Below are 20,861 nucleotides of genomic sequence, written 5' to 3' on the forward strand. Positions count from 1 at the left end.
GAAAAACGACCCGTCTACAAATTATGCGAATATTTTTTATACTGATATGAGAATTCAAGGTAAATCAAAGACATGAATCAGACAGCTCGAACTGGACGCTGGGGCCAAGACAGACGGCTTGAGTTCATTGATTTTCGGCTGCTGTGGGAGGGTCGTCTCAATCGCTCCGATCTCACCTCGTTTTTCAGAATTTCTGTCCCCCAGGCATCCCTGGACATGGCCAAGTATCAGGAGATTGCGCCTGATAACATGACTTATGACCGCACTCTGAAAACTTATGTGGCGTCGCCAGACTTCAAGCCAGTTCTGGCTAATATGGACAGCGGTCATTACCTAAATGAGCTACTTTGGCGGGAGCTCGGAACAGTTGCAGCTAGCGATAGTTTCATAGGGTGGGCACCACCAGTCGCAAGCCTTCCATCACCTACCCGCAAAATAGAGCCGGGCATACTGATTAGTCTGATAAGAGCACTTCAAAAAGAACAAGCGCTTGTAGTTGACTATCGTTCAATGACTAATTTTGATGAGCCAACGATTCGCACAATATATCCAACCTCATTTGCACATGATGGATTCAGGTGGCACATACGTGCATTTTGCTTTAAATCTAATACATATAAAGATTATGTACTTGGACGCATCAGCCAAGTTATAGAATCAATAACACCTCCGGCCCTTGTCCCGCCAGACATCGAGTGGGATACGTTTGTAGATGTCGTGATTGGCCCCAACCCCAACTACTCAGCCAAAAAGCGGTTGGCCATTGAACATGACTATCAAATGATCAATGGCGAAACGAAACTTCGAACACGCAAGGCGCAGCTGTACTACCTAAAACGACGACTGAATCTCAATGCAAGCCACGATGAAACGATAGATGACGCGCAGCAGATCATCATGCTTCGAATTGAGGAACCCCTTGCGTCACCGGAGCTGAACATCCATGAGTGATACCGACCGGAGCGTTGAGGACAAAAGCAACAACGAATGGATGATCATCGTTATCATCATCTACCTTCTTGCATTATTGATCTTCGCAACGTACTCAATTGGTGCAATGGCGCTCGAATGGTTACCTGCCCCGTATGCGCCTCTCAGAGTGCCGCTAATGTGCGGTGCCATTGCATATGTAGGGGGTTGCCTTTACTGCTTCCGAGCGATATATCTAAACAAATGCGTTAGGAAGCAGTGGGATCCTGACTGGCATATCTGGTATTTCATTCGTCCTATTACAAGCACTATTTCAGGCGCCGTCAGTTATCTTTTTCTCAAAGCGGGGATGCTGGTTCTGGAGTCAAGCTCCAACGCTGGCGCAAGTGAAATTGGCTTTTTTGCTCTGGCTTTCATTGCAGGCTTCAATGTCGACAAGTTTGTCGCCAAGATAGAGGAAGTCGCCAAAGCTGTTTGGGGGATCGACAAAACCCGGAGTGCAGAGGCTCGCGACAAAAGCACCGAGAAAGGGTCATAGCAGAAACCCGTAAAGTAATAAAATCTCCAGGCTCGGACAGTCCTCCGAGCCTACCCCTGACTAATAAAACTTGCACGTAAAGCCTATCTTTGGTGCCAATAAGTACCCTCCCGTTCAGTGCATAAAAATTGAGAGTTATTCTATAGACTTCTTCAGATGAGGCCGTCTGCTAGGCGCATCGTTATTCGTATCGTTATTATGGGGCGAGGCTGGCGGCAAGCAGCAAACCGTCTCAGCCTGTCCAAGGGCACAAAGGCAGGCCGCGCGACACAATCGATAAGGAAGCGGGTATGTCTGATTATCGTGAAGACCTAAAAAAGCACAAGAAACAGCTCACCCAGCTGGGCATCAAGGGCATGGCGTTATTCAAAGTTCTGGAGGACTACATCCCAGGACTTGAGGGCCTCCAAGGCCTCCTGGAGACCCAACATCAGGAGAAGGTGGATCGATTTTGTAAGGCATTACTGAATGAAACTCCGGACGGAGATCCCGAGTCCAGGCAAGTGCTCGAAAAAGCGGTGGCGTTTGATTTCTTTGACCTGTTCCGAGCGTTCCTGCAAGACAGCGATGGAGAAAAAGCCGAATACTACGCTCGCCTGACAGCCGTCATAGGAGGCCGGTATTTCGACCCCGAACGGCGTAAGCATTTTGTGTCTGCCCTCAAGAGTTTGACGGCCAAGGATCTATCGCTGCTCAGGCAATGCTACCTGGTCAAGCATTTTGACCTCATTGCGCCAGAGCCTCTTACCAGTAACCGCATTCTAACTGCCGCCGAAATCACCAGTCAGCGCGCTCAAGCGATCTTGTATCGCTGTCCTTGAGCCGTCTTCTGAGTTTCCAACTTATCAATGACGAAGGGGTCACTAGGCTGGGCGTTGATTTTACTCAGGCTACCCACCAACGGGATACGCTTGCGCCGGACATTTTGAAAGGCGAGAGGGTTTGGCAAGACGGCCATGTAATGCTAAACACGAGCAAAAGGCCGAGCAGCCCTCGAGAGCCTCTCATCCAGGCGTTGCCCTGCAAAGAGCTGACCTATGGTCAGCAGCAAAGCATTGCTCGCTATTCTTCTAAATTCCACTCTCACCTACAAATGATGCAGCTGCAGCGGCACACTTTATCGCAAGTCAGTATGATTTTATGAGCGAGTAACTGTGTGGCGGGAGCAACGCTGGACGACGCGGCAGCCTCTGGCTAAAAGGTCACCATAGATCGGCAAACTCGAAGGACGGCTCGTGCAGCTCGTCAAAGACAGCGCACTCAGCCAGCTGCAAGCTGATGCGTTTTGGCAGCGTGCGTATGACCTGGTGAACGCTCCGTAATAAAAGCTCTCGACCAGGACACGCTGGAGGCGCTGCGAGAAATGCACGCGGTGCGTACCGATGGGGGTTGGTCGTGCAGGGCCGCCTGAGCGCTGCCAGGCTGCCTGCACGGTCGAGGCGTGAACCGATGCTGACGGCGATAGGGATGTTTTGCGATACGCTAGGTAACGGGGCCAACCGGTTCCAATGCTCCCTCGTCGAATAAAGTCTAAGCAATGCCCACCGAAAACTCACTCCCAAGGCGGTCGAAGGTGCAGCCATGAAACGGAGCCTGATTGGCGGCATCGAGCACATGAATAGAGGCCAATTGCTAGCAACCTGACCTACGTTTAGGATGTGACATGGAAAGTCAAAAGAAAACTCAATTAAGGTTTTGCTCACTATGCCAAGCTCTAAGCCATCGTTCTTTTTTTCCGCAACCCAGAGTGTCGATGATCGCTTAGGAGATGTTTTTAGTTTTATCTGGGCAAGCTATGCCGGCCTGCGTGAATTTTGGTGGCAAGTGCGGGGCTTCAAAAACCAATTTCCAAGCATGCAAATTAAAGATATTGAAAAAAAGTTCCTTTCAGGCCTAACGCTCCCAGGAGGCATCGATATAAAACAGATATGCCTTGATACTGAGTGGTCAGCTCACGAGCAAGAGTTTGCGAAATTAGTTATCTTTGAAACTTGTACTTTGTATGAGGGCTGGGCAGAAAAAGTATGCAAGGATATTTTTACTTCTCAAGCCTATGAGCGACATGCAAAGGCCTTGCAGTTTCCTACAGGCAAAAACAAAGCGGGCAATCTCACTGGATACCAACTTGCGGTTAGCGCGGCAAATGGAACTAAGTCTTCCCTGATGACTTCGGAGTTTTTACCATCACTCAAGAACTCCAAGCTGAACTGCTGGGCGGACATAGAATCATATCTGACGGCATATAGGTTTTTTAAGGAGTGTCGAAATTCATATATTCATTCTGACGGTTCGGTAACCCAAGAGGTGATTGACTGGCATGCAAAACTCGCTGTCGCTCAAGCAGCAGCGGTATCGCCGTTCAGAAATAATTTTTCACTCCACGCGCAAGTTTTAGACGGAAAAATTGAATTAGATCTCAAAGATTGCGTGCTATTCGCAACGATCGCACGCAAGATAATTTGTACATTTGATGCTGCACTTTGCGTTGCAGGAAATAGTGAGCTGATACTAGAACAGCGGCTCCGCCGCTTGATTAAGACAACACCTAAGTGGGCAAACCTGCCAGTTGATCCTAAAAGGCGTCAACAACGAATTCATAGAATGCTGGCTGCATCGAGAATCCCTGAGCCTGTAAACTTTTCTAATGTAATGGCATGGATGCAAGCAAAACGCATAATATAAGGCACACCTAACCGCTATAGGCAATTCTATAAAAACTTAACGTTCAAGGATAGAAGACATGAGCAACATGTATGAAATTGCTTACGCCGCAGCGAGCAATCGCCTTTGCTTATTCACCGGAACAGGCTTCTCTAAAGCAATATCTGATGGTGAAGCTCCTGGCTGGCAAAATCTCCTGGAAGACTTGTGTGATCTGTTGCCCGCAAATAACAACCCAAAGTCCACGCTATTTCCAGATCGGGAAAATTCTCCACTGAGTTTGGAAGAAGCAGCACAAGTAGTTTCGCTAAAACTTACGCAAATAAGCCGTGATATAAATCTTGAAATAGCAAAAATCATCGAGCCATTGGATGTTGACGGAGACGTTGAAGAGATTAAAAAATTTTTTGAAGAGAATCCTTTCAGAGTCATTACCACAAACTACGATAAATTAGCTGAGCTATTGGCAGGAGAGGCAAGGGTTCAAAGTATTACCCCAGGACTCCCAATACCTAGATCATCTGCAGAAGTCAAAGTCTACCATGTACACGGATCCGTAGATTCACCACAGAACATGGTTGTAACCTCCGATGACTATTTTAAGTTCATGAATGGTGATTCTTATTTCTCTAGAAAGCTAAGCACTATCCTTCATGAAAACACTGTCGTAATTCTTGGCTATTCATTAGCTGACACCAATCTAAAACGCATCATAAGCGACTATAAAAGTTTCTCAAAAAACCACGTTATTGGTTCAAACCTATTTTTCGTATCTAGGAGCGCCGTCGACCAAAACATAAAGGATTTTTACTTCCACTGTTTTGGCATTAGAGTTATCGCCGGGATCGAAATTGAGCATTTTTTTGGAAAACTCAACCGAAGCATACCAACCGTCAAAAGTATAGTTATGCGCTCGTACAGATCAATTGATAAAGTTATACATGAGGGACATTCATTTAAAGACTCTTTCGTCAAATTAGAAGACTCCTTCTTCCGCTTTATATCATCGCTATCTGCTAAAGGATTGAGCCTCGATAATGAACGTGTAGTAGAGGTTATTGGTGAAATATTAAAACAAAAAAAAGAAATGACTTCGGAAAGCGGAGCATGGGAACAGTATGAACACCTTGCAAGTTGGCTGATATACCTTGGTTCGTTTTTTGAGATCCGAGAAACGTCCATTAAGGCGATATATCTAAAATCTGTTAAACGTTCCATGGAAACCATGAGCAAAGATAAATACTTTGGCTACTCATGGAAAGCTTACGAGCTTTGGCAAGCAGGATGGTCGTCAATCAATGCGAGCAACAGAGCTTTGATCAAGACGTATGTAGAAGAACAAAGGCTGGATGCAGATGCGCAGAGCGTTGTTAATTCTGTAAGCTGATCGCCACGCTCTGGCGAGGCCAACTACTAAGTATCAACCCTTGGGCATCGACGTCACCCCTGCTCATAGGAAACCCTCGGGTTATACCCGGGGTATAGTCGAAGTCCATATCACCCATCGCCCCAACAAAAAAGGGCCTTCGAAGAGCCCTTTTGTACTCAAACCAAACTCACTTGGTCAGCCAGGATTCCACGGTGTCAGAACCGTATTCGGCTTTCCATTCCTTCAGCGTTTTGTGGTTACCGCCTTTGGTCTCGACGACTTCACCCGAATGAGGATTTTTATAGATCTTCACTTGGCGTGGCTTACGAGTGCCGGCTTTGGACTCGGTTGCTGGTGCGCGACGACCTGCGTGTGGGTCAAGCAAGTTGATCACGTTCTGCAAGCTGTAACCGTACTGAGCAAGCAGCTCACGCAGCTTGGTTTCGAATTCAATTTCCTTCTTGAGGCCAGCGTCACCTTTCAGTGCTTCGAGCGCTTGGAGCTGTTCTGCTAGGTGTTTTTCGAGCTGGCGGAATTCAGCGAGTTTCGACATAGGGGTCTCCGATAGATTAATTTCGATGTATTGAGGCCAAAATAAAATGAAAGTGTCTTGGGGAAAACGACACGAATCGAATTTCTATTACTTTACCGTAAAGCTTGAAAAACTATTGAACACATTTGCATAAATGTCAGCATCTGCGAGCGAAAAAAGCAGCATTTCAACTTCATGGATGTGGTTAGAGTCCCCCCAGAGATCCTGACTCACTTTGCTGACCAACGACAGATAGGCAGCGTAGGTGTCGCGCTCAGGAATAAAATGATATTTTCGGATCGTCTTTGGGTCGCTGGCACCATGCGCTTGAGGTTGCGAATGCCCCAACCTTTCGCTTAAAAGCAGCGTAGAAATATCCAACATTTTCAGACGTGAATTACGTCCTTCAGGCATAGGAAAAATAGGGTGCTTGGCGCCACCTAGATAATTGATGGCGTTCAGGGAGTAGGCAACTCTCGCATCATAAATGCACGCCCAACTAGGGCAAACGATGGACGCCCATTTCGACCAGCTACTGATCATTTGAAAGGGGGGTCTATAGACTCCAGGAGGTGCCTGAGTGCCTTTCAATTCGCCGAAGAGACTAAGAGTCTCATCTATTTTTGAAAAACGGGTAATCCCTCCCCAAACCTTGATGAAGTAGGTCGCAACCCGACCATGCTCGATATGGCAGTCGCTTTCGCTTACCCGGTGACGCAAACCAGATTTTAGTTCCAGCGTTTTGTCGTATGAAGTGATGCCTTCAAAGCTCAACCCAAATTCCCGCGCTGCACGCTCGTGGTCAAAGCTCCAGTCGTACAGGTTCGGCAGCTCGTCTTTCCAAGGGCGCAGATACTCAGCTACAAGCTTATCCATTTGATACCTCATGTCAGGATGCATGCGCAACGATAACGCCTGCCTGTCATATCGTGGCAGACTGTCGACCATCCATTTGAAGCTCTAACTTTTTGGTAGTGCTGTCGATCTATTGCGTTACTAATTACGCAACAATCTCATTTATAAACGAATGAGTAAGAACCGACAATAGGCACCTGAGTTACGGCAGGTGCTTTCTCCCCGCGCCTCTAGCGATTCCTAGGTGCGCTAGCGTAAATCCTCTTTGATACCGGTGAAACGATTTGACCAGCCTTATTGAAATTTCGAACAAAAACGGTGAATTTGACTTCACTTCAAACATGATCGAGATAAAAAAATACAAAGCCTTTGCACGGCCCCTTCTCGAACGAGCGATTTCTGGTGCTGTGGAGGAAGTCGAGTTACCAGAATCGAAAACCTTGCGCTCCATGAAATCGCTAGTTACTCATGAAATTGTGCATTTTTTAGATTTGACGACAACTCTATGGGGCATTGAATACCTGACTCGCAAAAACTTGTTAGCGAATGCCATTACTTCCGGAAACGAAATTGACACCGCAAGGGACGTATTTTTAATCAACGTCTGCGAACTTCACGCACACAAACAACTCATTGAGTCGAGCGGTACCAGGCTTCTTAAAACTACGATCATGAACCACTCCGTCAGCATTGACGATAGATTCGGGCCAATCATATTTATCTACTATTATGAGGGCAGTAAAAAAATCCAGACAGTGCCACTGAGCATGCTGGCCGTGCTAGAGGCTAATGCATATTCCTGCGAAGTGTTGTCACGAATTTATGATGCCGAGCAACTAAATGACCCAGTAGCCAAAGCTGTAGCTCAATCGGAAGCAGAGGATGATCTAAAACATATCCTCGACGATCCGACTCAATCTGAATATACAGTTTTGATTACACTAGCGAAATTACATTATCCAGAGCTAAACACCAAAGAGCTGATGCTGTTTATGTCAGCAATTGTCAGATTCTCGCTAGATTTGAACTCTTTTGAAATGTCGGAAATGGCAAACTACATACAGCGATCAATCGATAATAAATATCCCGGCACTGCAATTTCGGATGACATGAGAAGAGGCGCATCCAGAGCTTTAATCGCGTTCAAAACAATTTTGCTAATGCATAATTGGCAAAAAACCCTAAGCAGCCAAGCGAAAACGAACCACGATCAATTAATCAAACAAGATGCCCGAAGTGCCATACAATCATACTGGGAATCTCTGGGCATGACTTTCTATTCGACAATTACAGAAATGGAGTTTGATCACGGCATCAAGCGTATCGTCTCGCTTTGCGAACTGGAAGAAGAAATCCTGCTCTATGGCCACTCTAAAGCTAACCGAATCGCGCTGAACGGCAAAAATGTTGCCTTTGTAGGTGTGGACAAAATTAATCTCATGGATTTCTTTCTTGATGATGGAAGCATCGTCTGCCCACCGAACCGAATAGAAATCGATATTGAAGAGTATCTATCAGAGTATGCCTCAACATCTATCACGATTGATCAACTCTGCCATGAAGAAAAGGCATCTAAATTTTTCAGGCTGCCGGATGCCCCAATTATCTACTTATGACCAGCCGAATTGATGCCTTCAAACTCAAATTTTCGCACTCAGTGCATCCGGAGCTTTGGTCTCACTCTGTGCGACAGTAGCCCGGTGTTTGGAACGATCACAGCCCGGACATCAATAGGTCTTCACCTAACTCCGACACTAAGGCCAACGAGATCAGATTGGAGTGCGCATTCCTTTGAGGCGGTTAGCCATTATTGCCCATACCTAGCCTGGAAGGCACCCGTCGGTGGCAGCAGGCCAAGATCTCTTTCAATATTTATATGAGAGGCATAACGGATGGACAGGCTGTAGAATTGTTCAAGGATTTTTAATAAATGGGGATTTTATGAAATACGTTTTTACTGCTGAACAAAATGCATCGGAAGATCAAACCTTTTTTGATGATACTGACACTGCGTATTTGAGCGCCTTGAATTGTGCGCGTGGGTCTATCGAGTCTATTTTTTATGATTACCCGGTCATGGTCGTTTGCACCCCTCCAAACATTGAAGTATCAAGTGATGATCTGGTAATGCCTTTCACTCTGTCGGAATGCAAGGCTTTAATCATTCAGTCTTTTCAAGATGCCAATGGTGATTTTTACCCCGAGTTCAAAGGTGTTGAGGGAAAAATTGTTTAGTCAGAAACCGTATCAAATTCGTTTCGATACAGCCTGTAGAGAGCATCAAATTTCTCCCAATTCGTTGCACCACTTGACTCATAAAGCTTCAGGGTGGTGCCTTCCATTGCCTTGGGTTTGGTCAATACCTCATTGGCAAGCTTCCAATATCCTTTCAGCTTTTGGTCATCCGACTTCTTGGGTATAGGGTAACGGCCAGCCCAAACGACTGAAGTTTCGTAAAATCGCAGTAGTCTCTTGTCATTCACATTGCGTTTGAGACCTACCAGATCTGCAAGTGTTGAGGCCGATGCCGAATTGACCCACGTGCCGACGCAAGACTGCCCCGCCTCCAAATCGACACAAACACTGCCCAGGCAATGTTTTCGAGGAATCAGACTGGGTCAGCGACATCTTGGCCACTGGGTCAATTCGGCGTCAGCGCCAAAAAGCTGAACAGAGATTGCCGTCATGATCGCTGCGCCCAATGCAAAAATCGTCATGAGGAGCCAGTAAACCCGTCGATCGATCGACAGACTTTCATCGTACAACCCGTCATTTTTTCTGAGTGAAACCGAACCTCTCGGTAGCACCCACATGTAAAGCGGTGCCACAGTCAGCACTAACAACGCTCCATAGGCCAAACACGTTGAGCGCCAACCAATGTAATCGATGACTAACGCAACCGCCGGCCAGGAAAGCGTCTTGAAGAAGACGTAACCACCGAACTTCAGCGCCTGCGTGACCTTCGCCGCCCAGCGTGCGGGCGAGGATGGCGAGGTCTTTCCCAGAAGCAGTCATCACTTTTTCGCCAGGCAAAAAAAAGCCCGCACTGGGCGCGATTCAATGATTAAGCTGTGTGCTCCACGCATGGAGGCATTTATGAAGTACACAACGATTCTTTTGATTGCGGCGTTACTCGGTGGTTGCTCCTCATACAGTGAGCGCGGTACCGGCGAAGGCGCAAGGGAGTTCAACAACAAGGGCTACACCGTCCGCTGCGATGCGACCCCGGCCAACCAGCAAGGCTGCTATACCCCCGCGCCGTCGTGGTCTTGGTGGCCGTCCAACCACATAAAATTGAAATTAGGGGCGAACTGAATAAGTTCCTTGTCTGGGCTTCTTGGTGAAGGGGATGCTGGAGATCGGGCAGGTTTCTCCAGGCAAAAAAATACCCACTCAATGGCGGGCGTGGGGTTTGATCATTCAGTTTTTGACTCTAGAGCGACAATCCGCTCGTCAAGAAGGACATTCCTCGCTGAAAGCTCTTAGATGGCGCCGACCAAAGGCGCCACTCTATCAATAGTTTGCGCCTGTACTAACCGTATACGGGCTGGATTGCTTAGCGACGCAGCACCCGCCATTGCTCGTTCCGCAGTTATCAAAGCGTTGTTGGGTAACAGCTGAACTTGCGCAATTCAAGCCTGGAAAGATGAACATACATTCATCCAGCCAAAGCCGTAGGTGTCTACCCTCAAGGTTCCGACATAGTGAATACAGGAGTAACCCACCATGTTCTCGCACGAAAGCATCCCGCTTATTTCGCTCTTCATCATCATGCTGCTTTGCGTGCTTGGAGCCGTTCTTCACCCCATACACGCATTCTGTAGCTGGGTTAAAAGGCGCAGGAGTAAACCCATTCTCGATCGCACGGAGCAAGTGAGGAGGTTTTATTCTCGCTGAGTGACGTCCAATGAGGCCCGGCACAGTCCGGGCTTTTTGTTGCCTGTACGAATCCGGGATGAGCCTGAATGGTAAGCGTCTGGCCAAGTCACCTTCAAAACTCCAGCATTAAGGGCGATGGTGTCCGCGTATTTTTAAGCGGACGCGATCGCCCTTAATCGCCAGGATTTTCATGCGCCAACGAAGCTCTTATCCCAAACCGTTCAAAGCCCAGGTCGTTCAGGAATGCCTTCAGCCCGGCGCCACCGTTTCAAGCGTCGCCATCGCTCACGGCATCAACGCCAACGTCATTCGTAAATGGCTGCCGCTTTACCGGCACAGCTCAGTGCCCGCGTTGCCTGCGTTTGTCCCGTTGAAGGCTCCTCCTAAGCGGCCGTCAGAGGCATTGGCGATCATCGAGATACCCGTTGGCGAACAAGCCATCGCCGTGAAGTGGCCAGTGTCCGATCCTGATGGGTGCGCTCGATTTATCCGAGAGCTTGCCAAGTGATCCGCATTGACGCCATCTGGCTCGCCACCGAACCCATGGATATGCGTGCCGGCACCGAAACTGCGCTGGCCAGAGTGATCGCAGTATTCGGTGCGGCGAAGCCGCACTGCGCTTATCTGTTTGCCAATCGCCGGGCCAATCGTATGAAAGTTCTCGTGCATGACGGGATCGGCGTTTGGCTGGCGGCACGGCGGTTGAACCAAGGAAAATTCCACTGGCCAGGCATACGACAAGGCAGCGAGTTGGAACTGGATAGTGAGCAACTTCAGGCCTTGGTACTTGGTTTGCCTTGGCAGCGCGTTGGCGCTGGCTGTGCAATCACGATCCTTTAAAAAGCTGTAATTAAACCCAGAACACGCTGTCGCACGCGGTCGGCTTTGGTAAAATCCACGGCATGACTTCTATGCCAAACCTCGACCACATGACCCCCGACCAACTGCGTGCACTCGCTGCGCAGTTGATGTCGAAGGTCGACACGATGGGCAGAAAGAACCACCGCGATCAAACCATCATCGAACAGTTGACCCACGAGATCGCGATCCTCAAGCGGCACCGGTTTGCCAAGCGCAGCGAGCAGATCAGTCCTGAGCAAGGCAGCTTGCTCGACGATCTTCTTAACACCGATCTTGAGGCTATCGACGCCGAGCTGACGGCACTGCTTCCGACTCCTGCTCCAGAAGTAGCGCGCCAAAAGCCAAAGCGCGCGCCGCTGCCGTCGCAGTTTCCACGTACCGTCATTCATCACGAACCAGAAAACACTCAGTGCACTTGCGGTTGCCAACTTCAGCGCATCGGCGAGGACGTCAGCGAGAAACTGGATTACACGCCAGGCGTGTTCACCGTCGAACAGCATGTGCGTGGGAAATGGGCCTGCCGTCAGTGCGAAACACTGATCCAGGCACCAGTACCGGCCCAAGTGATCGACAAAGGCATCCCAACCGCAGGTCTGCTGGCCCATGTGATGGTGGCGAAGTTCGCTGACCACTTGCCGTTGTATCGGCAGGAGAAAATCTTCGGACGTGCCGGTTTAGCGATCCCGCGCTCCACACTGGCTCAATGGGTTGGACAGACCGGTGTGCAGCTTCAGGCGCTGGTTGATGCCTTGCGAGAAGCCGTTTTGGCCCAACGAGTCGTCCATGCCGACGAGACGCCGGTGCAGATGCTTGCGCCCGGACAGAAGAAAACTCACCGTTCTTATGTATGGGCTTACTGCACCACGCCGTTTTCGGTGCTCAAGGCCGTGGTCTATGACTTCAGCCCGAGCCGGGCAGGTGAGCATGCACGTAACTTCCTCGGCTCATGGAACGGCAAGCTGGTGTGCGACGACTTTGCTGGCTACAAAGCTGGCTTCGAGAAAGGCATGATCGAAATCGGCTGCATGGCCCACGCCCGCCGCAAGTTTTTCGATCTGCACGTGGCGAATAAAAGTCAGCTGGCCGAACAGGCGCTGCACTCGATTGGTGGCCTGTACGAAGTTGAACGCCAAGCGCGGGACATGAGCGATGAGGATCGCCGCCGAATACGGCAAGAAAAAGCAGCGCCGTTGGCAAAAACACTGCACGACTGGATGTTGACCCAGCGCGATCTTGTGCCCAACGGATCAGCGACGGCCAAAGCCTTGGATTACAGCCTTAAACGCTGGATCGCGCTGACGCGCTACCTGGATGATGGCGCTGTCCCCATAGACAACAATCCAGTCGAAAACCAGATCAGACCGTGGGCGCTTGGCCGTTCGAATTGGTTGTTTGCCGGATCGCTTCGCAGCGGCAAACGGGCGGCGGCGATCATGAGCTTGATCCAGTCGGCGCGCATGAATGGGCACGATCCGTATGCCTATCTCAAAGATGTGCTGACGCGGTTGCCGACGCAACGGGCGAGTGAGATCGACCAACTGCTGCCGCATCAGTGGGTATCTGTCTGACTTACGCAACGTGAGTTGGGCAGACGCTTACGACGATTTCCAGCGTAGCCATCCATCACGGCATCAACGCCAACGTGATCCGCAAGTGGCTACCGATTTACCGGGATCAATCACCCGCAACTCTGCCGGCCTTCATCCCCGTACAAGCTGCACCCAAGCGCGCAACAGAAGAGAGGGTGATCATCTCACTGGCTCTGGGCGATAAATCCGTCACCGTAAAATGGCCAGCCTCAGATCCGGACGGCTGCGCGTGTTTTATTCGTGGCCTGGCCCAATGATTCGTATCGACTCCATCTGGCTCGCCACCCAGCCCATGGACATGCGGGCCGGCACTGACACTGCACTGGCCCGGGTGGTTGCCGTGTTCGGTGCGGCTAAGCCGCACTGCGCTTACCTCTTTGCCAACCGCCGGGCAAACCGCATGAAGGTGCTGGTGCATGACGGCGTTGGTATTTGGCTAGCGGCGCGACGCTTGAATCAGGGCAAGTTTCATTGGCCGGGCATCCATCGTGGCGCGGAGGTCGAACTCGACCCCGAACAACTTCAGGCGCTGGTACTTGGATTGCCTTGGCGGCGAGTAGGTGCAGGCGGCGCAATTACATTGCTCTAATACCTGGCTTTTAGCTGTGACCGGAGGACTGCTTTGGTAAAATCCACGGCATGACTTCCTTGCCCGATCTCGACCAAATGCCCCCTGAACAACTGCGCGCGCTGGCTGCGCAGTTGATGTCCAAGGTCGACACCATGGGCAGAAAGATCCATCGTGATGAGACGATCATAGAGCAGCTCACTCACGAAATCGCCATTCTCAAGCGGCACAAGTTCGCTAAGCGCAGTGAGCAGATCAGCCCGGCGCAAGGCAGCTTTCTCGATGACCTGCTCAATACCGACCTCGAAGCCATTGAGGCCGAGTTAAAAGCACTTCATCCCGCATCCGCGCAGGCAGAGCCACGCCAGCAACCCAAGCGTGCGCCGTTGCCACCGCAGTTCCCACGCACTGTGATCCATCACGAGCCGGACAACACTCAGTGCGCGTGCGGCTGCCAGCTTCAGCGCATCGGTGAAGACGTCAGCGAGAAACTGGACTACACGCCGGGCGTGTTCACGGTTGAGCAGCACGTTCGTGGGAAATGGGCCTGTCGGCAGTGCGAAACACTGATCCAGGCCCCGGTGCCGCCGCAGGTGATCGACAAGGGCATCCCCACTGCCGGGCTACTGGCGCATGTGATGGTGGCGAAGTTCGCCGACCACCTGCCGCTGTATCGACAGGAAAAGATCTTCGGCCGTGCCGGCCTGGCTATCCCGCGCTCGACACTGGCGCAGTGGGTGGGCCAAACCGGCGTACAGCTTCAGCCGCTGGTCGATGCGCTGCGCGAAACAGTGCTGGCACAGCGAGTAGTCCACGCCGATGAAACGCCGGTACAAATGCTGGCGCCAGGTGAGAAGAAAACCCACCGCGCTTACGTCTGGGCCTACAGCAGCACGCCATTCTCGGCACTCAAGGCAGTGGTCTACGATTTCAGCCCCAGCCGTGCTGGCGAACATGCGCGTAACTTCCTGGGCACGTGGAACGGCAAGCTGGTCTGCGATGACTTCGCCGGCTATAAGGCCAGCTTCGAGTTGGGCATCACCGAAATCGGCTGCATGGCCCATGCGCGACGCAAGTTCTTCGACCTGCACGTAGCGAATAACAGCCAATTGGCAGAGCAGGCGTTGCACTCAATCGGCGGGCTGTACGAAGTCGAACGACACGCCAAGGAAATGAGCGATGAAGATCGCTGGCGACTGCGCCAGGAAACAGCGATGCCCATTGCTGAAAAACTGCATGAGTGGATGCTGGCCCAACGCGAACTTGTGCCCGAGGGCTCGGCCACGGCCAAGGCCCTGGATTACAGCCTCAAACGCTGGGTAGCGCTGACCCGCTATCTGGAGGACGGTGCTGTGCCCATCGACAACAACCAGATCGAAAACTTGATCCGGCCATGGGCGCTTGGGCGGTCGAACTGGTTGTTTGCTGGATCACTGCGCAGCGGCAAACGGGCGGCGGCGATCATGAGCTTGATCCAGTCTGCGCGGGTCAATGGTCATGATCCGTATGCATATCTGAAAGACGTTCTCACGCGCCTGCCGACGCAGCGGGCGAGTGAAATCGATCAATTGCTTCCACATAAATGGTCGCCGATTTAATTACGCGAGGCGTGATAGCCGGACATATAAAAGGGAATGCCGATGCCAAATGGATTACAAGGTGGGAGCCCGCAGCAATGAGCTTTGACATTATTATTTTGAAGCCTACTGACCTCAGTGAAAACGATCTGTCCAACGTCGAGGACGTGCTAGATATTGGATGCCCTGAGGCCGTAATCACATTTCTGGAGTTGGTGTTCCCTGGATGTGCCCAAGGTGCATTTTCGGATGGTGAACGCTACTCGCTCGAGTCTGCTCAGAATGGAGACCCAGTGACCACCATACACCTTACTCTCAGATACGGGCGAGCCTGGTCTGAGGCAACCAATGCTGAGTTCCTGACTCTGCTCTTGAGGCTCTGCCAATTGCTCCAGTCAGTAGCTTTTGCGGTCTCCGATAACTCAAGGATCACACCTCCCTGCTAAAGACGGCCCATCTTGCTCGCCATAGAGCGGCTCACCTAGCGAATTGGTGCGTGTACTTGATCACATGGGCAGGAAAAAACTCTTCATAAAAATCAGTGGGAATGCCGAGGATACTTATCTCGATGCAATCGGGCAGAAGCTCTTCAGCGTAATCCAGAATGGCGACTCCCATAGATGGAATAACCAAGCCTGCTTCGGTTTTAACTGAAAGGGCCAAACCGGACTGGTCGAAGTGATTTGTGCGGCACTCGTTTTGAATAGCAGGATACCCAGTGGTTGGCTCGAACTGGCCGAAAGCAACGCCCATGGGAGGATCTCCACTCTCCAGCGACGAGTAGCCAACCAAAATCAATCCGCTATAAATCGAAAATCGCGCCATCTGATCGCCTATTGCTTGCCGTGGCATTGGATATATATGGTGTTTATCACTTGATTAGCTTGGATGCGAGAGCGCCGTGGAGGTTCGGAAGATGACTTGGCCGGACGCTTACCCTGAATGTGCTCGCCTGCAACCTGAAAAGGGTCATGAAAATCATAGGCACCACGGGCTCCTTCATCCCTTGTTTTGTGCCATGCCCCCCCGTTCCCTTTCCTGAATGTTCAGGACTAAAGTTCGCGCACTTTACCCACAAAAGACCTGACGACAGCAGAACCGACTATCCTTTCGGACAGTGAACGCTGCACTCTTGGCAAAAAGGGACGCCATGCCAGTCTATGATCGCGCCATCGGCTCCAGACCCGCCATCCTATGGGGAGATCGAACCTGTCTGATCAAGCCCTGGCGAATGCGGATGGCCTCAATTGCGGTTTTCTGTCTTTTCACGGCAACTCCCGGGTATGGTCAGAACCTGCCAACCGCAGCGGGTGCCGAAAAAGCCACGGTTACGGTGATTCAAGCGCAGGAAATCGTTTCCAGGGCCACCCTCGGAGCCGTTCGCTGGAGCGGCCCTGAATCCGGCCCGCAAGCACAGCGGGGCAAGAGCATCGCCTTTGTCGCAGAAGATTTGCGTAACGGAGGCATTGTCGGTGTCGCCCAGGGCGCTCGGGAGGCAGCCAAAGCGATGGGCTGGACGCTGAAGATCTTCGATGGTGCCGGATCATCGACCGGGCGCGCAAAGGCCTTTGCCGATGCCCTGGCAGCGAAACCCGACGGCCTCATCCTGTGCGGCTCCGATGCCCTGGAGAACAATGCGGCGCTGAACCTCTTCGCCAACAGGGATGTGCCGGTGGTTGCCTGGCACGCCGGAGCACGCCCCGGGCCGATTGACGGCACGCCGGTGGCCATGAACGTCACGACCGACCCGCTCGAAGTGGCGCGACTCACGGCAATGGCAGCAGTGGCGCAGTCAAACGGACACGCCGGCGTGGTGATCCTGACCGACTCCAAGTACAGCATCGCCATGGCGAAAGCCAAGGCCATGGAAGACGTCATTCGGGCCTGTCGCGAATGTACATTGCTGGAAGTGCGCGATGTCGCGATCTCCGAAAGTGGCGAGAAGATGCCGGCGATCACCAAGGAACTGCTTCAGCGCTATGGAAAGCGCTGGACCCACACACTGGCCATCAACGATATCTATTTCGACTACTCGATTGCCTCATTGACCAACGCCGCAATACCCAGTGACGGCATCAGTCTGTTGTCTGCTGGCGATGGCAGCGCTTCGGCTTTCTTGCGTATACAGGCAAAAACCTACCAGACCGTCACCGTGGCCGAGCCGCTCAACCTGCATGGCTGGCAGGTGATGGATGAATTGAACCGGCTGTTTGCAGGTCAGCCGGTGAGTGGCTTCGTAGCGCCGATTCACCTGGTCAACGCCGACAATATTGCCTTCGACGGCGGGAAGAAATTCCAGTACGACCCTGACAATGGCTATCGGGACATTTACCGCCACCAATGGAATCCCTGAGATTGGACGTTACTTCCCGACTCGGACGCTGGCTATTGCCGCAATCGCTGCGCGCGCAGTTCACATTGGCGTTTCTGACGCTGGCGCTGTTGATCCTGGCGGGTGGTGCAACGGCGGTCTACGCGTTGCGCACGTCAAACAGCGCCACCCGCCAGCTGACAGATGAACGACTGGTCCGTATGCAAGATGGGCAAGACATGCTGCAGCGTACCCTGCTGATCGAACGCCAGACCGATCAGCTTTTGACAACCCGCTCTCCCGACGCCCTGCGTTCAAGCTATGCGGCGACCGTCGAACAGCTTGAAGCCCTTGATCAACTGGTGCAGCAACTGACTGCCGCGAACAGTGGCGTGGCGATACTGGACATGTACCAGTCGAGCCAGATGTTCCGCAATACCGCCAACATCGTTGCGCAGCTACGCGAAAGCCTGCTGCAATCGGAGGTCACCTTCGAGCAAACCCTGACGGATCTCACCACCCGGTTAACCGCGACCCAGACCCGGGCCAGCCTGGAACTGGCGGTGTTACTTTTCGATCTGCCCCAGGCTGTTGACAGTGATGCCGTGCAGCGGCTTCAGGTCCGCTATGAACTCCTGCCCCGAACGGCGGGCAAGTTACCCGACGCTGGTGTGGAGACGCCCGATCTCTTCGCCCTGCGCCTGCGGCTCATCAATCAGCAAAAGGTGATACAGCGCTTCAATGAGGAACTGAAGAATGAGGCCGGGGTGCTGGTCGCGGTAGCCCGTGCGCAATCCAGTGCCTACACCGAAGACTATCGCGAAGCCGTGCAGCGCCTGGTTGAGGCCTCAAATCGCAGCCAGCAATGGGTGCTGATCATGTTGGGCGCCAGCCTGGTGTTCGCCTGGTTCGTGACCCGGGTTTTCATGGGGCGTCATGTGCTCGTGCGCCTGAATGAAATAAGCCGGCAGTTGCGTCAGGAGCACACGGACAAAACGCATTTGATGATGGCCGAACACGGGAAAGACGAGATCGGCAACATGGCTCGCGCGGTGAATCAATTCCTTAAAGACCGACTTCAACTGGAAAAAAGAACGGTCCAATTGAGTATCGCTACGGAGCGGCTCGCCGTGCAAAACGGCCGATTAGAGCAAGAAGCCATCATCCGCACCGGACAGGGTCATGTCCTGGAGCTGATCGCCAGGAGTACCGAGCTTGCAGTAGTCCTCGACAGCCTGGCTCACTTGGTCGAATCCCAACTGGAGGGGATGATGGTGTCCATCCTGGTGCTGGATGAGGATGGCACGCACCTGCTGCACGGGGCGGCCCCCAGTTTGCCGAAAGCCTATAACCAGCTCATTGACGGGATAGCGATCGGTCCGAACGTCGGTTCCTGCGGCACCGCGGTGTATCGACGAGAACCGGTCATCGTCACGGATATAGCGCTGGACCCGCTGTGGGAGGCGTACCGTTCAATCGTTGCACCCTATGGATTTCGCTCCTGCTGGTCGACGCCGATTCTGTCCCATGAGCGAAAGGTATTGGGTACGTTTGCTTTGTATTCCAACACCGTACGCAGCCCTCGCGCGACCGAGACGCGACTGATCGATCTGGCGACACCCCTTGCTGGCATTGCGATAGAACGCCAACTGACCGAAAAACGCATTCGCTATATGGGCGACCATGACGCACTGACCGGGCTGCCGAATCGCACACTGCTCGAAGACCGCCTCAAGCAGGCAATACTTTACGCTCAGCGCTACAACCGCCTGGTGACGGTGGTGTTTCTCGATCTGGATAAATTCAAACTGGTGAATGACAGCCTCGGGCACAGTGCTGGAGATGAGCTGCTCAAAACCGTCGCCCGGCGCATGCTGGAGTGTGTACGTCGCACCGACACCGTCGTGCGACTGGGTGGCGACGAGTTTGTGATCATCCTGTTCGACCAGCCTTCAGACGTGGACGGCGTTACTCCAGCCCTGCACAAAATCCAGGAAGCCATCCTGCGGCCGATTCAGCTCAGCGGACATACACTGCACGTCACCTGCAGCATGGGGCTGGCCACCTACCCTGCCGACGGCAGCGATACCGACACGTTACTCAGCAACGCGGACGCCGCCATGTACCGGGCCAAGGAGCTGGGTCGCAACAGTTACCAGTTCTATACGAGCGAGATGAATAACAAGGTTCAGGGCAAGCTCGCCATGCAAGACGGGCTTCGAAACGCACTCAACCATGACGAGTTCCTGCTGCTGTACCAGCCCCAGGTGGATTTGCACTCAGGACAGATTATCGGCGTAGAGGCACTGATCCGCTGGCAGCATCCCGAGCTTGGCATGGTGCCGCCAATCAAATTCATTCCGCAGGCCGAAGAGACCGGATTGATTGTGCCCATCGGCGACTGGGTGATTCATACCGCGTGCAGACAAAACAAGGACTGGCAGGAAGCGGGCTATCCGCCGATCACCATGTCGGTGAATATTTCAGCACGCCAGTTCATCGAAAGGGACCTGATCGACCGGGTGAGGCATGCTTTGCAAGAAACCGGACTGGACCCGATGTACCTTGAGCTGGAACTGACCGAAAGTCTGATCATGCAAGACCTTCAGCAAGCCATCAGCAAAATGAAAGAACTGCAATCAATGGGGATCAGTCTCTCGATCGACGACTTCGGCACCGGCTACTCCAGCCTCGCCGCATTGAAAAGCTTCCCGATCGCAAGACTCAAGATCGACCAGTCTTTCGTGCGCGATCTACCCGACAACGAGAACGACAAAGCCATCGCCACCGCCGTGATTTCGTTGGGGCACAAACTGAACCTCAAGGTCATTGCCGAAGGTGTCGAAACCGAAGCGCAGCAAACCTTCCTGCGTGAAAACGGCTGCGATGAAATTCAGGGTCACGTTTTCAGCAGAGCGGTCAGCGCAGAGGAAATCAGTCTGTTACTGCTTACCCCCCGGTTACCACAACCGGGGCGTATTGCGAGCCCTGGCTCGGTCAGGCGAAAACGCGATGTAAAACGCCCAGGCAGTCCAATGCCCGGACATTAATCAACGTCGGCCAGGGATGCGTGCTGAAATCGAAGTGCACACCGAGGCGTTAGGCGTGGTCGCTGATGCGCTGCGTTATCGACAGTGCAAGTTGCAACGGACTGCAAGTCGGATAAATTCATGCCTTCGCAGAGGACTCTG

At 52.2% G+C, this 20,861-nt stretch carries 18 protein-coding genes and 1 pseudogene; 15 read left to right on the top strand and 4 right to left on the bottom strand.

All coding sequences use genetic code 11. The features are described from left to right. Positions 1–72: 72 nt before the first annotated feature. From ACY4LX_RS19950 to ACY4LX_RS19970, 5 genes are all read left to right on the top strand, one after another. On the top strand, positions 73–951 hold the full coding sequence (locus ACY4LX_RS19950; protein WP_463257556.1) for a WYL domain-containing protein: 879 nt from the start codon (positions 73–75) through the stop codon (positions 949–951). After that, positions 944–1,468, top strand: coding sequence for a hypothetical protein (locus ACY4LX_RS19955; protein WP_463257557.1), 525 nt, complete (start codon positions 944–946; stop codon positions 1,466–1,468). The genes ACY4LX_RS19950 and ACY4LX_RS19955 overlap by 8 nt, the downstream gene beginning before the upstream one ends. A 290-nt stretch (positions 1,469–1,758) precedes the next feature. Next, positions 1,759–2,289, top strand: a complete 531-nt coding sequence (locus ACY4LX_RS19960; RefSeq protein ID WP_463257558.1) for a hypothetical protein — start codon at positions 1,759–1,761, stop codon at positions 2,287–2,289. Between the two features lie 883 nt (positions 2,290–3,172). Next, the gene (locus tag ACY4LX_RS19965) at positions 3,173–4,150 is read left to right on the top strand and encodes a hypothetical protein (RefSeq protein ID WP_463257559.1); all 978 of its coding nucleotides are present in this window, start codon (positions 3,173–3,175) and stop codon (positions 4,148–4,150) included. 58 nt (positions 4,151–4,208) lie between these two features. Next, positions 4,209–5,516: an SIR2 family NAD-dependent protein deacylase gene (locus ACY4LX_RS19970; protein ID WP_463257560.1), complete on the top strand. Its 1,308-nt coding sequence runs from the start codon at positions 4,209–4,211 to the stop codon at positions 5,514–5,516. A gap of 169 nt (positions 5,517–5,685) precedes the next feature. On the opposite strand, the gene ACY4LX_RS19975 is transcribed toward ACY4LX_RS19970, so the two are convergent. Continuing rightward, entirely contained in the window at positions 5,686–6,051 is a 366-nt protein-coding gene (locus ACY4LX_RS19975) for a histone-like nucleoid-structuring protein, MvaT/MvaU family (protein ID WP_463257561.1), read from the bottom strand. Between the two features lie 87 nt (positions 6,052–6,138). Continuing rightward, positions 6,139–6,906: a hypothetical protein gene (locus tag ACY4LX_RS19980; protein WP_463257562.1), complete on the bottom strand. Its 768-nt coding sequence runs from the start codon at positions 6,904–6,906 to the stop codon at positions 6,139–6,141. A gap of 263 nt (positions 6,907–7,169) precedes the next feature. Between ACY4LX_RS19980 and ACY4LX_RS19985 the strand changes: the two genes are divergently transcribed. Further along, the gene (locus ACY4LX_RS19985) at positions 7,170–8,501 is read left to right on the top strand and encodes a hypothetical protein (RefSeq protein WP_463257563.1); all 1,332 of its coding nucleotides are present in this window, start codon (positions 7,170–7,172) and stop codon (positions 8,499–8,501) included. 226 nt (positions 8,502–8,727) lie between these two features. Then, positions 8,728–9,120, top strand: coding sequence for a hypothetical protein (locus ACY4LX_RS19990; RefSeq protein WP_463257564.1), 393 nt, complete (start codon positions 8,728–8,730; stop codon positions 9,118–9,120). A 428-nt stretch (positions 9,121–9,548) separates the two neighbouring features. On the opposite strand, the pseudogene ACY4LX_RS19995 reads toward ACY4LX_RS19990, so the two are convergent. After that, positions 9,549–9,812 (bottom strand): annotated as a pseudogene (locus tag ACY4LX_RS19995) (MFS transporter); the annotation flags it as partial. A 169-nt stretch (positions 9,813–9,981) separates the two neighbouring features. Here ACY4LX_RS19995 and ACY4LX_RS20000 point away from each other — a divergent pair. The 6 genes from ACY4LX_RS20000 to tnpC (ACY4LX_RS20025) all read left to right on the top strand — a co-directional run bounded on the left by ACY4LX_RS20000 (position 9,982) and on the right by tnpC (ACY4LX_RS20025) (position 15,380). Continuing rightward, positions 9,982–10,200 (top strand): hypothetical protein, encoded by a 219-nt coding sequence (locus ACY4LX_RS20000; RefSeq protein WP_149662272.1) that lies wholly within the window; start codon positions 9,982–9,984, stop codon positions 10,198–10,200. 754 nt (positions 10,201–10,954) lie between these two features. Then, a complete protein-coding gene (tnpA, locus tag ACY4LX_RS20005) occupies positions 10,955–11,272 on the top strand; it encodes an IS66-like element accessory protein TnpA (protein WP_159889782.1) in 318 nt (105 codons plus the stop codon). Beyond that, positions 11,269–11,604, top strand: a complete 336-nt coding sequence (gene tnpB / locus ACY4LX_RS20010; protein WP_463257565.1) for an IS66 family insertion sequence element accessory protein TnpB — start codon at positions 11,269–11,271, stop codon at positions 11,602–11,604. The genes tnpA and tnpB (ACY4LX_RS20010) overlap by 4 nt, the downstream gene beginning before the upstream one ends. Positions 11,605–11,666: 62 nt before the next feature. Then, the gene (tnpC, locus tag ACY4LX_RS20015) at positions 11,667–13,193 is read left to right on the top strand and encodes an IS66 family transposase (RefSeq protein WP_159889786.1); all 1,527 of its coding nucleotides are present in this window, start codon (positions 11,667–11,669) and stop codon (positions 13,191–13,193) included. 274 nt (positions 13,194–13,467) lie between these two features. Further along, positions 13,468–13,803 (top strand): IS66 family insertion sequence element accessory protein TnpB, encoded by a 336-nt coding sequence (gene tnpB / locus ACY4LX_RS20020; protein ID WP_463257566.1) that lies wholly within the window; start codon positions 13,468–13,470, stop codon positions 13,801–13,803. A 50-nt stretch (positions 13,804–13,853) separates the two neighbouring features. Further along, positions 13,854–15,380 (top strand): IS66 family transposase, encoded by a 1,527-nt coding sequence (tnpC, locus tag ACY4LX_RS20025; protein ID WP_017850076.1) that lies wholly within the window; start codon positions 13,854–13,856, stop codon positions 15,378–15,380. A gap of 456 nt (positions 15,381–15,836) precedes the next feature. Here tnpC (ACY4LX_RS20025) and ACY4LX_RS20030 read toward each other — a convergent pair whose 3' ends face one another. After that, a complete protein-coding gene (locus ACY4LX_RS20030; protein WP_463257567.1) occupies positions 15,837–16,112 on the bottom strand; it encodes a hypothetical protein in 276 nt (91 codons plus the stop codon). Between the two features lie 580 nt (positions 16,113–16,692). Between ACY4LX_RS20030 and ACY4LX_RS20035 the strand changes: the two genes are divergently transcribed. Continuing rightward, positions 16,693–17,712, top strand: a complete 1,020-nt coding sequence (locus ACY4LX_RS20035) for a substrate-binding domain-containing protein (RefSeq protein ID WP_463260622.1) — start codon at positions 16,693–16,695, stop codon at positions 17,710–17,712. After that, entirely contained in the window at positions 17,700–20,720 is a 3,021-nt protein-coding gene (locus tag ACY4LX_RS20040; RefSeq protein WP_463257568.1) for an EAL domain-containing protein, read from the top strand. The genes ACY4LX_RS20035 and ACY4LX_RS20040 overlap by 13 nt, the downstream gene beginning before the upstream one ends. The last annotated feature ends 141 nt before the right edge of the window (positions 20,721–20,861 follow it).

The sequence above is a fragment of the Pseudomonas sp. Emmai genome, assembly GCF_055179735.1.